We start from the raw sequence: 15,062 nt of genomic DNA, 5'->3' as shown, positions 1-15,062 counted from the left end.
AAATTCACATCTAATGTTTTTCAAAGTTTTTAGTGATAAAATAGTATTACCAAAATTCTTGGTAGATTGGAGGTTACATGAAAAGAATAGTAATACTGGCTGGTGCACTGTTATTATCAACAACGATTTTGACAAGTAAACCTAAAAACCCTTCTGATGAATTAACAAACATCATAGGAAATTATTATAAAAACGATTCTATGTCTTTAAACGTAAAAGATAACAGCAGTAAATCGGAAAGAAGTTCTCATACTGCTAGAGCAGGCGTAAGAGATCAAATTATTGAATTTGCGTCTAACAAGCTTGGTTCACCTTATGTATGGGGAGCAACCGGACCCAACAGTTTCGATTGTTCCGGTTTTGTCGGATACGTATTTAAAAAAGCGGCTGACTTGAACTTGCCGAGAGTTTCCAGTGATCAGGCAACATTCAGACCAAAAATTTCATCAATGAATATGAAAAAAGGTGATTTGGTATTCTTTGAAACTACGGGAAAAGGTCGTATATCACATGTAGGAATTTATATGGGTGGTAGACAATTTATTCACGCTTCTTCCGGAAGTAGAAGAGTTACTATATCCAGTTTAGACAGTGATTTTTACAGTAGAACTTTCAGATGGGCTATAAATCCTTTCAGTTAGTTCTTATTATTAAGTAAGTTTATTTAATTTTGGTTTGTTAAATGGCGGGGGTAAAAAAATTCGATAACTCGGGAATTTCAATAGAAATTGAACTTCCTGCAGCTAACGAATTTTTTTAATTTATAAACATATTTTCAAAACAAAAAAATATGAGGGCAAAAACCCCCATAAATATAATTTTATCCTTCTCTTAAAGCTAACGGCATTGTAAAGTAAAGTGAAGCATCACTCTCTTCGTCTTTTACAAGTACCGAACTTTTTGAATTCATCAATTTCAGTTCTGTTACTTTTCCGTCAAGTATAGAAATATAATCCAGTAAAAACTTAACATTCAGAGAGATTTTCAAATCTTCTCCCTCCTGTATAGTTGCCAGTTCTTCTTTTATTTTCGCATTTTCATTTATTCCTGTCAATACCAGTTTATTATTTTCAAAACTGAATATTCCTCCGTTTTTCGCATCTTTATTATCTCTGACAAATATAAGTGTTCTTTTCAAAACTGATAAAAAGTCTTTTGTATTCAATAACACCTTTTTATCATGCTGAGCATTTTTCAATATTGACTTGTAATCAGGAAATTGAAGTTCAATAACTCTTGTAAGTATTTCAACATTGGAAAACTTGAAAAATACTTTCGTTCCGTCAGATTTGAAAATTATATTTTCTTCATCTATAAGTCTCATTATTTTGATTAATCCCTCTATCGTTTTTAGAGGAATACTCACGCTCAGACCTTCTTTGTTTTTTTCATTTTCTTCCAGTTCTTCTTCAATATAAGTCAATCTGTATGTATCGGACGAAACAAGTTTAAGTTTATTTTCTTCTATTTCAAATCTTATACAGTTCACCGCCAGATTTTCCGGATCTGCCGAAGCCGATATTTTTACATTTTCTATATAACTTAATAATTTATTTTTATTAAATGTATATTCCAATCCCAATTCCATTTTTGACTGAGTAGGAAAATTTTCCGCATCATATAGTGAAAATTCAGTATTTGTACTGTCTGTTTTTATAACAAGTTTTCCCTGTTCTTCTATTAATTCTATTTTTTCATCTAAAATCTGCTTTAAAAATTCTTCTATCAATTTATGTTTTATTACGATTTTTCCCTCAGAAATTATTTCTCCTGAAATTTCAGTATTTATGGATAATTCCAAATCAGTTCCCTTTAAGATAATTTTGTTTTCTTTTGCTTCTATATATATTCCTGAAAGGACTTCTCTTATTTTATTTTCCGTTACTGCATTTTCAACTATCTGTATAGCTTTTAACAGTTCTTTTCTGTCAACTTTAACATTCAGCATTTTATTTCTCCTTATAATTTTAAAATATCTCTTTGTATTCTTTAAAATGATTTTTCAATTTTGTTATCGCTTTTTTTTCGATTTGTCTGACTCTTTCCCTTGTAATATTAAGCTTTGCTCCGATTTCTTTCAACGTATGGATTTTATTGTTATAAAGTCCGTATCTGAGTTCCAGAATTTCTCTTTCTCTGTCAGTCAGAATATTTTCCAGAAGTTCTCTCATTTCCGATAACTGATCTTCTTTTATTATTTTTTCTTCCACATCGTCAGTATTTCCGACAATATCTTCCAGATATATATTATCTCCTATTGTTTCATTAAGAGATATTACATCCTGAAATTCATTTAAAAGCAATATTACTTTGCTTTCTTTCAAGTCCACTTCTTTTGCTATATATTCTGTAGGAGGCGATTCTCCATATTTGGCAACATAATCTGTAATAACTTTATTTACTTTTGATAACTGCTCGTATTTATATGAAGGGATTCTTATATCTCTACCCGTATTAATAATAGCTTTCTTTATAGACTGCTTTATCCACCAGACAGCATACGTACTGAATCTATGCCCTTTCTCATAATCAAATTTATTTATAGCTTTAATCAGACCTATATTTCCTTCACTTATAAGATCTATTAAAGGCAATCCGTTACCAAGCAGCTTTTTTGCTGTACTTATAACCAGTCTCAAATTTGACAAAATTAAGAGTTGCCTTGCCTGCTCATCATTTTCCTCTCTAATTCTTCTTAAAAGTTCATATTCTTCTTCTTTTGACAGCAAATTAAATTTCTGAATATCACTTAAATACAAAGAAATTAGATTTAAGTTGTTCTCTTCCATTATCATCTCCGTTATAATGTTCTTATGTTAGAATAATTGTTATATAAACTCGGATCTGAGATCTCTGCTCATAAAAGTAGATGCCAGTTCCGTAACAGGTTTCCCTTGATAAATTACTTCATAAAGTGCCGTAAAAATAGGCGATTTTATATTTTTCTCTTTTATAATTGAATAAATAGCCTTTATTGTTGCAGCTCCTTCGGAAACCATTTTCATATTTGAAAGTATTTCATCTATTTTTTTACCTTTTCCCAATTCTTCGCCTACAAATCTGTTTCTGCTGTGTTTACTTGTACATGTTACAATAATATCTCCAAGTCCTGAAAGACCCATAAAAGTCTTCGGATCTGCATTATAGTATTTTCCGAATTCCAGTATTTCATTCAGTCCTCTTGTCAGCAATGCCGCTTTTGAATTATCTCCGTATCCCATTCCGTCAGCTATTCCTGCAGCTATTGCAAGGCAGTTTTTCAATGCACCTCCAAGTTCCGCACCTGTTAAATCTGTTCCCGTATAAACTCTGAAATAAGGCGAACTGAATATATTTTGTACTTCAATAGCCGATTTTTCATCTTCAGATACGGACAAAATAGCCGAAGGAAGTTTTCTCGACACTTCTTCAGCGTGAGTAGGACCTGCCAATAAAACGTAATTATATTCTTTTCCATCCAATTCTTCTGCTACAACTTCGGATATTCTTTTATTCGTTGCCACTTCAATTCCTTTTGCAACGTTTGCTAATATTATATTATAATCCAGACAATTTTTCAATCTTTTTAAAACCGATCTTATAAACTGTGTCGGAACTGCAGATAAAATCACATCTATCTTTCCGTACTTTTCTTTATTTGAAAGAATTTCACAATAATCATCTATCAGAATAATTTCTTCAGGAAGTTTTATTCCCGGAAGATAAGTAGAATTTTCATGATTTTTTCTCATATCTTCACGAACATCTTCACTGCGTTCCCATAAATAAACTCTGTGTCCATTTTCTGCAAGAAGTTTGGAAAGACATGTTCCCCAACTTCCTCCACCCATGACCAGTATGTTTTTCATAATTCACCAACTTTCTTCCAATGGATTTTACTTTTTATTTATCGTAAATTTTGATTCTGTTCCGTTTTTTATTCTTTCTATATTACTTTTATGTTTTACTATTATAAGCACTGCTATTACAATCCCGAAAACAGTAAGAGGAATGTTTTTGTAAAAAATATATATCGCTATCGGTAAAGATACTGCAGCAGTTATCGACGAAAGGGAAACATATCTTGAAACTGCAAATACGACAAAAAACACAATAGCTGCAACTAGTATTGCTTTAGGAACAATTACTGTAAATACTCCTACAGTTGTTGCTACCGCTTTTCCTCCTTTAAATTTCATAAATACTGAAAAACTGTGTCCTATTATCGCAAATATTCCTATAAAAATTGTATCAATATTGGATATTCCTGTTAATTTTTCTAACATATCCGCATGTAAAAATAATGCTGCAGCTGTAGGCAAAGCTCCTTTCCCTATATCAAGCAGCAGTGTTAAAATTCCTAATTTTGCTCCCAATACTCTGGCAGCATTCGTCGAACCTGTATTTTTACTCCCGTGTTCTCTGACATCTATTCCCTTAAAAACCTTTCCTATCCAGAGAGCATTCGGAATACTTCCCAATAAATATGCGATTATTACTAATAAAACTGTTTTCATTTTTATACATCCCTTTCGATTATTTTATCAGTTTCCTCAGATTTTTGAACATTTTTTCCATTTTCTGTTTCCGCTTCTTTCATTTTAAGTTTCCTCAATTCTCTGAATAAAAATACTGTCAAAACCAATGCAAACATTAAATCTGTAAACGGTTGTGCATACCATACTCCATCTAGTTTCCATATATGAGAGAAAATTACAACTACAAGCAGAAATATAACTACCTGCCTTAACAAATTCAAAGTAACCGAATATCTCGGTCTGCCTGTCGCCTGAAAATAGTTAGGCAGAATAATTCCCAAAGAGGCAGGTATTATAAGAGCAAAATAGATTCTAAGTGCCTTTATCCCTTCTCTCAGACCTTCTTTTGTACTTTTTTCATTAAAGAAAAGTATAAGATTTTTCGGAAACAGTATTACCATAATCCAGAATACTGCAGATAAAAGAAATCCTGAAAAAACAGCGGTTAAAAGTGATTTTCTCACTCTTTTGTAGTTTTCCGCTCCGTAATTAAATCCTATTATCGGCTGTATCGCCTGTGCAGCCGAATAAACCGTCATTGTCATTATCGGAAGATAAGAGTTTATTATTGTCATAACGGCAACTCCGTAAGTTCCTCCGTTTGTTTCGACAATCTTATTCGTTATAAGTCCTACTCCCGAGCTCGCCAGTTGTAAAAGAAACGGCGACATTCCTATTGTAAATATATCCCTCACTATATCCGATGACAATTTCAAATTCCCGAATCTCAATCTTATGGGACTTGTATCTTCAAGCTCGTATCCGAAAAGATTTATTTTAAAAGGCAATTTTCCCACTGTTATAAAATACATAACAAACAGTGCAGAAAGCACATTTCCGATTAATGTAGCGTAAGCAGTACCTTCTATCCCCGTTTTCATTATCATGACTGCCACATAATCAAGAATAATATTCGTAATGGCTCCTAAAATCATTGAAAACATTGCAATTCTAGGTGTTCCCGCAGCATTCAGTATATTCGTAAGTCCGTAAGAAAAGAACAACGGAAATATAGCATAAAGTATTATTTCGAGATATGTTCTCGCATAAGGTAATGTTTCACTGTTTGCTCCCGAATAAAGCAATATAGTGTCGAGATTTATCTGTAACAGTACAAACAGAACCAAGCCCAATATTCCGAAAATTGTTACCGCATTTCCCAATATTTTTTCGGCTTCGTCTTCTTTCCCTTGCCCCAGTCTTATAGAAACTATAGTTCCACTTCCTACTCCTATTAACATGGAAAAAGCTATCAGTATCATAACAATATAAAAAGATACTCCGGCTCCCGCCAATGCTTTTTCACTTATTTTCCCGACAAAAAATCTGTCTACAATATTATAAAGAACTACTACAATCGAACCTATAAATGTCGGTATAAAATATTTTATAAATAATGTTAAAACAGAGCTGTTCAACAATTCATCACGTTTTTTTTCCATGAATTTTTCCTTTTTCAAAATTTATTATTTTCTGTCCGAGTCTGTTATTTTTTCCAACAGATAATCGGAAATTTTTCCCAAAACTCCGTTTCCCCCGAGTTTTTCCCGTTCTTTTTTAAGTTCTTCAACTATTTTTTCTTTTTGTTTTTCCATTATTTGACATTGCTCCGATAATTTTTCGACATTAAAATCTTCCTGTAATAATTCAGGGAATATTTCTTTATCGGCATTCAGATTAGTCAATGTAATATACTTTATTTTTACTATTTTTCTTGCAATGAAAGCATTTACAGCCGATGTTTTATAAACAGTTATCACAGGCAGTCCTGTCAGCGACAGTTCAAAAGTTACCGTTCCTGAAGTTGCAACAGCGTACTTACATTTATCTCTTAATGCTTCTATCGAATCAAAACTTATTTCGAGATTTTTTATTTCCGTCAAATTTATATTGGAATTTTTCACTGCATTTTGAGCATATTCCAAATGCGATTTATCGGCAAATTTCATTATAAACTTCTCATTTTTCATTTTTTCATTTCCGATTAAATCAACTATTACCGGAATAAATTTCCCAATTTCCTGCTTCCTGCTTCCCGGCAACAACATTATTTTCTTTCCCAATTTTTGAGAAAATCTGTATTTATCTACTAAAGGATTGCCGAAATACTTCACATTCAATCCCGATTTTTTTTCTATTTTATCAAAATATTCCTTTTCAAAAGGGAAAATAACTATTACATCATCAAATTTTTTAATTGTTTCTATTCGTTTTTTCCCCCAAGCCCATATTTTGGGTGGAATATAATAAATTGTTTTTATAGAAGGAATATTTTTTTTCAATAATTTGAAAAATCTTAAATTAAAGCCTCCGAAATCTACAAAAATAACAGTATCAATATTGTTATTTTTTATATATTCCATATATTCAAGAGCTTTTTGCTTAAAATACTTATATTTTTTCAGTGCTTCTACAAAGCCCATTATATCATTATTTTTTATATGAGTAATTTTATTTGCCCCTACAGCTATGGATTTATCGCCGACTACACCGTAAAAAGAAATATTCGGATCTTTTTTTCTTATTTCTTCTATAATATAAGATAAATGGAGATCTCCCGACATTTCTCCACAGGAAACAAATACTTTTTTGATATTATTCATATTTTATCCCTTTTATAAAAATTTTATTTTTATTTGCATAGTTTATGACTTCTTCCTGATCTATAAACAGCATTTTATCTGCTTCGACAACTATGCCTCTTCCTTTTATTTCCGCTACTTTTTTTACAGTTTCAAGACCTATTGTCGGAATGTCTATTCTGTAATCCTGATTTTTTCTTGCCATTTTCACAACAATACAGTTTTTCCCTGCAAGTTCTCCCCCTCTTAAAATAGCTTTATCAGTACCTTCTATTCCTTCAAGAGCTATTACAGACTGATTTTTCACTACAACAGTTTGCCCCGCATCAATATCCGTAAGCATCTTTGCGGCTTCTATTCCGATTTCTATCGTTTTTTCTTCCTCTGCTGAAGGGGAATATTTTGTATAAACAGTCTGTTTTACCATATAGTCATCCATTAAATAATTTTGAGGTAAAACAGTTATTCCTTCGGATTCTATATAATTTATAATTGCTTTCAATATATTTTTATCTTTTTTATTTTTTGCAGAAAGTAAAATTTTTGTAGCTGTAAAATCAAACTTCAGGTTGGAAAAAATAAGATCTTTTTCAACTTTTCCGAGCATAATAATATGAGAAAGTCCGTTTCTCTTAAAATGAGAAATTATCTTTCCCGGTTGTGCTACACTATATTTTACCGAATTACTGTGGTTTTTTATGCTTTCTTCCACACTGTCGAAAAGGTAAACCGAAAATAATTCGATTCCCTTTTTTTGACACTGTTTCAAAAATAATTCAGGTAGTTTGCCGTTTCCGGCTATTAATCCTACTCTATCCATTATCTCGTAATTCCTCTTTTACTTTTTCTTATAAATTCTACTACTTTCATCGCTTCATCAAAATGACTGTAATCTCTTTCAAGTATTTGCAATGCTTCTTCCAGTTTCAATTTTTTCTTGAAAATAATTTTATAAACTTCTCTTAAAGTTTTTATCTGCTCTTCGGAAAATCCCCTTCTTTGAAGCCCCACAATATTTATATATACTGCTCTTGCTTTATTTCCTTCAGACAGCATATAAGGAACTACATCCTGAGTTACTGCAGAACATCCTCCTATCATTGCGTGTCGTCCTACTCTCGTGAACTGGTGTATTGCAGTCAGTCCTCCCACAACGGCATAATCTTCGACTTCCACATGTCCCGCAAATGTAGCCGCATTGGCAAGGACACAATTATCTCCTATTATACAGTCATGAGCAATATGCACGTATGCCATTATCAGACAGTTATTTCCTATTCTTGTTTCATATTTATCGTCCGTACCCCTGTGAATAGTAACAAACTCTCTTATTTTATTATTATTTCCTATTACTGTTCTTGTTTTTTCTCCCTTAAATTTCAAATCCTGAGGAACTTTCCCGATAGAAGCAAAAGAAAATATATAATTATTTTCCCCTATTATTGTTTCTCCTTCTATTACTACATGGGATTCCACAACTGTTCCGTTTCCGATTGTCACTTCGGGACCTATAATCGAGTATGGTCCTACCGTTATATTCTCTCCAAGCTTAGCTTCTTCAGCTACTATTGCCGTCGGATGTATATTATTTGTACTCATAATTATACCTCTTCTATAATTTTATCGTATTAACTATATTTCCTGTATTGCAAACATCAAGTCGGCTTCACATGTAACTGCACCGTCTACTGTACATTTTCCTTTGGCAACTATAACATTTCTTTTTACTTTTACTTTTTCCACTTCAATTCTTAACTGATCCCCCGGAACTACTCCTTTTCTGAATTTACATTTATCAATCGACATAAATAGAGGTATTTTCCCCGGCTCCAACATCAAAAGCCCCACTGCCTGAGCCATTGCTTCCACTTGCAAAACTCCCGGCATTACAGGTTTCCCCGGAAAATGCCCGTTAAAAAACTCTTCATTCATAGTTACATTTTTTATTGCTACTAAAGTTTCAGTCCCGTTTTTTTCTATTACTTTATCTACTAATAAAAACGGATATCTGTGAGGCAATATTTTCATAATATCCTCTATTTTCATTACAGGTTCCATATATTTTTATCCTCCTAATTTTTTAGTTAAAATTTCGATTTTTCATTATGTATATTATATTGAATTTTTGTATAAATTACAACTTTTATTTCACGCTTTTTGAAAAAAGCTTGGCAAAATTTTCCGACTCAAAAGTTCTACGCTTTTTAAAAAAAGCTTTGCAAAAACTTTCCGACTCAAATTTTTCTTCACTCAAAAATACTTCTTTCGTTTGAAAAATCATAAACTCGCTTCGCTCAAACAATGATTTTTCATCACTCACTCCCGTATTTTTTTCGTGGAAAAATTTGAATGTCGGATTAAAAATCTGAATAATACTCTAATCCTAATTGACAATTAGAAATACAGGAATTCAATAACAAAAAAATCCTATAATTAATAGCAATAAAAATATTTTTCTTTTAATTGATTTTATCCTGTACTTTATGTTTTTCTCCCCGCATTTTCGGAGTCGACGAAGTCGCGTAGAACGCGGGTAGCGGGAGTTATGAGGGCGGCAATGAGCCCTCATAAAATTTATAAAGTTTGAGCAATTAATTCCGTCAATTTTGCATTTACATAATGTCCTGCTTTTATTGCTATAATATGGGTTTTCAAAGGTCTTCCCAATACATAAAGATCCCCTATTATATCTAAAATTTTATGTCTTACAAATTCATCAGGGTATCTAAGTCCTTCGGGATTTAACAGCCCGTCTTTCCCCACTACTATGGCATTTTCAAGACTGCCCCCCAATGCCAGATTATTTTTTTTCAGAAAGTCTATCTCATAATCAAAAGCAAATGTTCTGCATCTTGCTATTTTCTCGATATATTCTTCTAAACTCGGACTTATTTCAAAATACTGGGATTTTAAAAAACTGTGGTTAAAATCTATCGTATACGAAATTTTAAAACCGTCATACGGTAATGCCAAAACATATTTTCCGGCTTTTTCATCACTGAAAATAACGGGCTCTTTTATTACAACCGGCTCTATTTCGCTTTCCAGTTCCTGTGTTCCGGCTTCTTTCAGTTTAGCTATAAACTGTATGGAGCTTCCATCCAAAATAGGAAGTTCGTTACCGCTTATTTCTACCAATATATCGGTAATTCCGAAAACCGAAAGGGAAGACAGAAAATGCTCTATCGTATGAACTTTTACATCATCTTTATTTCTTATATTCGTTCCTCTTTCCAAGTCAAACAGATTTCTGTAATCCACTTTTATAATATTGTTTTTATCTGTAACATCGACTCTTTTAAATACTATTCCACTATTATCGGTATTAGGCTTTAAAGTCAGTTTTATCTGCTCCCCTTTATGAAGTCCTATACCACTTATTTCCACTTCATTTTTAACAGTTTTTCTTTTCATTGGATTACCTCCGATTATTTATCTTTTAATATTTTTTTTACTAAAACAAGTGCTATTTTTTTCTCTCCGACAGGAAAATCGACTGTCATACTTTTGCTGTCAATGCTTTTGATTTTTCCTTTTCCAAATTTAATATGAGTTACAATGTCTCCCGTTTTATATTTCAAATCATGTCTATGTTTCAATTCCGAAGTTCTTACAGATTTTATGGAAAAAGGATTGAAATTTTCTATTTTCGTTTTTTTCTTACTGTCTATTACTGAAGTTTTTTCCATTTTCTTGGTGAATTTGGCAAATTTTTCCGATAAATATTCAAGATTATCCTGTTTCATCTCATAAATAAATCTTGAAGGCTTTATCATAAAATTCATTTGTCCCCAAACCATTCTTTCCGAAACATGAGAAATAAAGAGTTCTTTTTTTGCCCTCGTTACTGCAACATAGCAAAGTCTTCTCTCTTCTTCTATATCCTCTTCAGGCGTTTCAAAATTACACGAAGGGAAAAGTCCGTCTTCCATTCCTGCGATAAACACATAATCAAATTCAAGTCCTTTGGAACTGTGTACTGTCATCAGTTTTACAAAATTTTCTTCGTCTTCCATTCCGTCTGTCGACGTGCTCAAAGATACCATATCCAAATATTCACTTAAGGAAAGTCCTTCATTCTGTTTTTGTGCTTCTGTAATACTGTTTAAAAGTTCTTCAATATTTTTTACTCTATCCTCTTTATTATCTTCAATAAAATCAATATATTTTGTTTTGGACATTACTTCATCAAATACTTCTTTTACTGACAACTCATCCAAACTTTCATAAATTTCCTGCATCATGTTATAAAAGTTTGCAAGTGTTTCTCTGACTCCCACTCTAAGTTCCGAAATTTCATTTATAAATTTCAGCGAGTCAAACATTGAAAGCCCTTTTTTCTGAGCCAGATTATTTATTTTCTCTAAAGTTTTATCTCCTATAGAACGTTTAGGAACATTTATTATCCGTAAAAAATTATGATTGTCATTTTTATTATTGAGCAAACTTAAATATGCCAAAATATCTTTTATTTCTTTTCTCTGGAAAAATTGCATTCCACCGTATATTTTATAAGGAATATTTGAAGCCAGAAGCTTTTCTTCCAAAACCCTCGATTGTGCGTTTGTTCTGTATAAAATAGTCATATCCTTGTATGCTTTTCCCTGTAAATGTTTAGCTCTTATATTTTCTACAATATAATCAGCTTCGTCATAAACATTTTCCGCATTGAATATTTTTATTTTTTCTCCTTCGTCACCGTCAGTCCATAATTTCTTCCCTTTGGAACTCTTGTTATTTTTTATGACTTCATTGGCAACATCAAGTATTCTTTTTGTAGATCTGTAGTTTCTTTCCAGTTTTACTACAAGAGCATCGGGATAATCTCTCTCAAAATTAAGTATATTATTAATATTTGCTCCCCTGAAAGCATAAATACTCTGATCTTCATCGCCCACAACACATATATTTTTATATTTCGCAGCGATTATACTTATTATTTGGTACTGAATATCATTTGTATCCTGATATTCGTCCACAACAATATATCTGTATCTGTCCTGTACCCTTTCAAGGACATAAGGATCATCAAGCAATTTTCTCGCATTCAGTAATAAATCCGAAAAATCCATAGCATTATTGGCTTTCAAAACTTCATTATACTGTTTGTAAATATCATAAAAAAGTTTATTCCAAGGTAATTTCAAATCAATCTCTTCTTCCAATTCATTAATACCTATCCCCTGTTCCTTAAGTTTACTTATTTTCCCTGCAATTTTCCCCGGTGTCAAATCATCATTCCCTGTATTCAAATCTTTTTTTATCTTGGTAATGATACTTTTCTGATCGTCCACATCATATATATTAAAATTTCTTCCGAAACCTATTCTATCTGCATAAGTTTTCAAAAGTCTTACTGAAAAAGAGTGAAATGTAGATACTACAAGATTATAGGAATCGGCTCCGATAAGAGCTTCAGCTCTTTCTTTCATTTCTCTTGCGGCTTTATTTGTAAATGTCAACGCAAGAATATTCATAGGAGAAATCCCTATTTCCTTTATCATATGAGCTATTCTGTATGTGACAGTCCTTGTTTTTCCGCTTCCTGCACCTGCCAATATTAAGATAGGTCCTTCGGTTTTTTCTGCAGCTTTTTTCTGCTCGCTGTTCAGTTCATCTAAAATACTCATTTTTGTATGCCTTCCTTCTCTTTCTTATTTTTTAAAATTTAAAAGAATAAAATTCAAAAATATTTTTCCTGTATCATATTTATTAACTTATTTTGTTATATTATACCATAATCAAACAATAAAAAAAAGAGTTGTTAAAACTCTTTTATATGTTACAAAAATTATGATATTCTTCCAAACTCGTCTGATTTTTTAAATAAAGCTATTAACATTTGGACAAAAGAAGTTATTCTTAATATCATAATTATAAATACTCCTATATAAAATGCCGCCGTTATAATACCAATTATTGCAAATACAACAAATATTATTCCTTGCATTGTTTTCTTTGCATAAAATAAATGTATTCCAAATACACCTAAAAAGAAAGCTAATATACAGTATGCTACTTTACTATATTTTTTTTCACCGCTTTCTACTTTTACTTCTTTAACTTCCTGCAAATATTCATTCTTTTCATTTGATCCTACTTTTTCCTCAAATTCTTCAACTATTACTTCATCTTCCATATTTTCCATTTTTCAACTTCTCCTCTCACTATCTGAATATAACACAAGTAATTTTTATTTATATTAACATATACATACTTCAAAATCAAGATTAAATTTTATCAAATTATATAAAACCTGTACTATTCACTCTCATACACCGGCTCCAAATGAATCAGAACTTTTTTCACATTTATGTATTTATGCTTTATAAATTTTGAAATTCTATTCGTTACTTCGTGAGCCTCATGAACTGACATTTCTTTATTTACACGAATATCCGCAAAAATATAAATATCTTTTCCCGAAGTAGTCATTCTGAAGTCATGGGCATTCTCTATTTCTTCAAAATCAAAAATATCCTTTTTTATATTTTCAAGCAACTCCTCATCCTGAGAATCAAGCAATATCAAAGCATTTTCTTTTATGAGTTTATATCCTTCTCTGACAATATAAACGGCTACGACTATTCCCACAAAAGTGTCAAATACAGGATTGAATTTTGAAAGCATAATTCCCAAAAGCACTGCAGAAGATATAACTATATCCGATTTATAGTCTTTCAGCAAAGAATTTATAAGCTGACTTCTGTAATCTCTAGTTTTATATTTCATAAACATTAATTGGAATATTTTTATTATTATAGCAACAATCGTTACAATTACAGGAACAAATCCGAATATCATCTTATTTTCAGGGCTTATCAAATTTCCCATATTTTCTCGAATCAAATCAAATGCTGTAAGAATTATAAATGTTCCTATTATAACACTGAAAACCGACTCTATTTTCCCGTGTCCGAAAGGATGATCCTTGTCTTCGGGATTTGCACCGACTTTCAGTCCGATAATTACTAGAATATTGGTAATCAAATCCGACAATGAATTTATCCCGTCAGCCAGTAAAGACGTACTTTTAAATATTGTTCCCGAAACAATTTTCAGAAATGCCAGTATTACATTTATTCCTATGGCAAATTTCGACACAAAAAGCATTCTTTTTTCCTGCTTTTTATTTTGAGTGAGATTATTTAAAATATATCCTTCCTCATTTTTCACAAATCTCTGTTCTTCCAGAAAATTGTTCATTTGCTTATGATTTACTACAATGAGCGAATCATAATTATTATTTATAAGCCAGTTTATCACATATTTCAGTAAAATCGTACCGTAACCGTTATTTCTCAATCTCGGCATTATAAATATCTTTTTCAGTTCTACAACTTTTTCCAATCCGATTACTGCATAGCCGTAAATTTTATCTCCTGAGTAAAGTATAAAAAGTTTATCGATATTTTCAACAAAAGTAAAATCTTTATCCATATTTTTTAATTTGTTGATTTCGGTCTTGTCGGATTTACCACTCCATTCTATAATATCCACGATTTCCCCCTAAAATGATAAAAAAATAGCAATCAAGTATACTTTCCTGCTATTGTTTATAAATATTTATGTTTTTTATTATTATTAAGTCATACATCGGACATTTGAAAAAATTTTACCGCCTGTTTCTCAAACAGAAAGCTCAAAAACAGCTACCCCGTAAACCTGAAGAAATCGATTTAGTGCTGCTTCGTTCCCAACCTGACACGATTCACCGCTTCTCCACAATACGGGACTATTTTCTCAACACTTTACAGTTTAAGGCATTGACACTAAAATCATCCGCAAGTCCGACATCACCTCTACTAAAGCGGGTTGTAGATACAGGGCACCGCTAACTCCCCGGCTAGTATGACAAAAATTATTTTATCATTTTTTCTTATTGTTGTCAATTTAAAAATTTTACAACTTTCACACCATCTACAAGTTTATCTAAGCCATTTTATCAAATATGGCGTAGATT

Annotated in this window: 14 protein-coding genes and 1 other RNA gene; 1 reads left to right on the top strand and 14 read right to left on the bottom strand. The window is 31.7% G+C overall.

Annotated features, from left to right (window positions below; all coding sequences use genetic code 11):
- Positions 1–77: 77 nt before the first annotated feature.
- Positions 78–641, top strand: a complete 564-nt coding sequence (locus tag FVE72_RS05705) for a C40 family peptidase (protein WP_006806988.1) — start codon at positions 78–80, stop codon at positions 639–641.
- Between the two features lie 179 nt (positions 642–820).
- Here FVE72_RS05705 and dnaN read toward each other — a convergent pair whose 3' ends face one another.
- The 14 genes from dnaN to ffs form a co-directional block, all read right to left on the bottom strand.
- The gene (gene dnaN, locus FVE72_RS05700; RefSeq protein ID WP_006806989.1) at positions 821–1,948 is read right to left on the bottom strand and encodes a DNA polymerase III subunit beta; all 1,128 of its coding nucleotides are present in this window, start codon (positions 1,946–1,948) and stop codon (positions 821–823) included.
- A gap of 19 nt (positions 1,949–1,967) precedes the next feature.
- On the bottom strand, positions 1,968–2,789 hold the full coding sequence (locus FVE72_RS05695) for a sigma-70 family RNA polymerase sigma factor (protein WP_026737603.1): 822 nt from the start codon (positions 2,787–2,789) through the stop codon (positions 1,968–1,970).
- A 39-nt stretch (positions 2,790–2,828) separates the two neighbouring features.
- Positions 2,829–3,848, bottom strand: a complete 1,020-nt coding sequence (locus FVE72_RS05690; protein WP_026737602.1) for an NAD(P)H-dependent glycerol-3-phosphate dehydrogenase — start codon at positions 3,846–3,848, stop codon at positions 2,829–2,831.
- A 27-nt stretch (positions 3,849–3,875) separates the two neighbouring features.
- Positions 3,876–4,496: a glycerol-3-phosphate 1-O-acyltransferase PlsY gene (gene plsY, locus FVE72_RS05685; RefSeq protein WP_026737601.1), complete on the bottom strand. Its 621-nt coding sequence runs from the start codon at positions 4,494–4,496 to the stop codon at positions 3,876–3,878.
- Between the two features lie 2 nt (positions 4,497–4,498).
- Complete coding sequence (locus FVE72_RS05680) at positions 4,499–5,959, bottom strand: MATE family efflux transporter (protein WP_026737600.1); 1,461 nt, start codon at positions 5,957–5,959, stop codon at positions 4,499–4,501.
- A 24-nt stretch (positions 5,960–5,983) separates the two neighbouring features.
- Complete coding sequence (lpxB, locus tag FVE72_RS05675; RefSeq protein ID WP_006807002.1) at positions 5,984–7,120, bottom strand: lipid-A-disaccharide synthase; 1,137 nt, start codon at positions 7,118–7,120, stop codon at positions 5,984–5,986.
- On the bottom strand, positions 7,113–7,919 hold the full coding sequence (locus tag FVE72_RS05670) for an LpxI family protein (protein ID WP_006806985.1): 807 nt from the start codon (positions 7,917–7,919) through the stop codon (positions 7,113–7,115). The genes lpxB and FVE72_RS05670 overlap by 8 nt, the downstream gene beginning before the upstream one ends.
- Positions 7,919–8,698, bottom strand: coding sequence for an acyl-ACP--UDP-N-acetylglucosamine O-acyltransferase (gene lpxA / locus FVE72_RS05665; protein WP_006806991.1), 780 nt, complete (start codon positions 8,696–8,698; stop codon positions 7,919–7,921). Before lpxA ends, FVE72_RS05670 begins: the two co-directional genes overlap by 1 nt.
- A 33-nt stretch (positions 8,699–8,731) precedes the next feature.
- Entirely contained in the window at positions 8,732–9,157 is a 426-nt protein-coding gene (fabZ, locus tag FVE72_RS05660; RefSeq protein WP_006806992.1) for a 3-hydroxyacyl-ACP dehydratase FabZ, read from the bottom strand.
- A gap of 516 nt (positions 9,158–9,673) precedes the next feature.
- Positions 9,674–10,513: a UDP-3-O-acyl-N-acetylglucosamine deacetylase gene (gene lpxC / locus FVE72_RS05655; RefSeq protein ID WP_026737599.1), complete on the bottom strand. Its 840-nt coding sequence runs from the start codon at positions 10,511–10,513 to the stop codon at positions 9,674–9,676.
- 14 nt (positions 10,514–10,527) lie between these two features.
- Positions 10,528–12,729 carry an ATP-dependent helicase gene (locus tag FVE72_RS05650; RefSeq protein ID WP_026737598.1) on the bottom strand — a complete coding sequence of 734 codons (2,202 nt, stop codon included), beginning with the start codon at positions 12,727–12,729 and terminating at the stop codon, positions 10,528–10,530.
- 161 nt (positions 12,730–12,890) lie between these two features.
- The gene (locus FVE72_RS05645) at positions 12,891–13,247 is read right to left on the bottom strand and encodes a TM2 domain-containing protein (RefSeq protein ID WP_026737597.1); all 357 of its coding nucleotides are present in this window, start codon (positions 13,245–13,247) and stop codon (positions 12,891–12,893) included.
- A 113-nt stretch (positions 13,248–13,360) separates the two neighbouring features.
- The gene (locus FVE72_RS05640; RefSeq protein WP_026737596.1) at positions 13,361–14,599 is read right to left on the bottom strand and encodes a GNAT family N-acetyltransferase; all 1,239 of its coding nucleotides are present in this window, start codon (positions 14,597–14,599) and stop codon (positions 13,361–13,363) included.
- Positions 14,600–14,688: 89 nt separating this feature from the next.
- An RNA gene (gene ffs / locus FVE72_RS05635) (signal recognition particle sRNA large type) lies at positions 14,689–14,954 on the bottom strand.
- Between the last annotated feature and the right edge of the window lie 108 nt (positions 14,955–15,062).

The sequence above is a fragment of the Pseudoleptotrichia goodfellowii genome (assembly GCF_007990505.1).
GTDB lineage: Bacteria > Fusobacteriota > Fusobacteriia > Fusobacteriales > Leptotrichiaceae > Pseudoleptotrichia > Pseudoleptotrichia goodfellowii.
The sequence above is the reverse complement of the archived record's forward strand: the minus strand, read 5'-3'. Positions and strand labels throughout refer to the sequence as shown.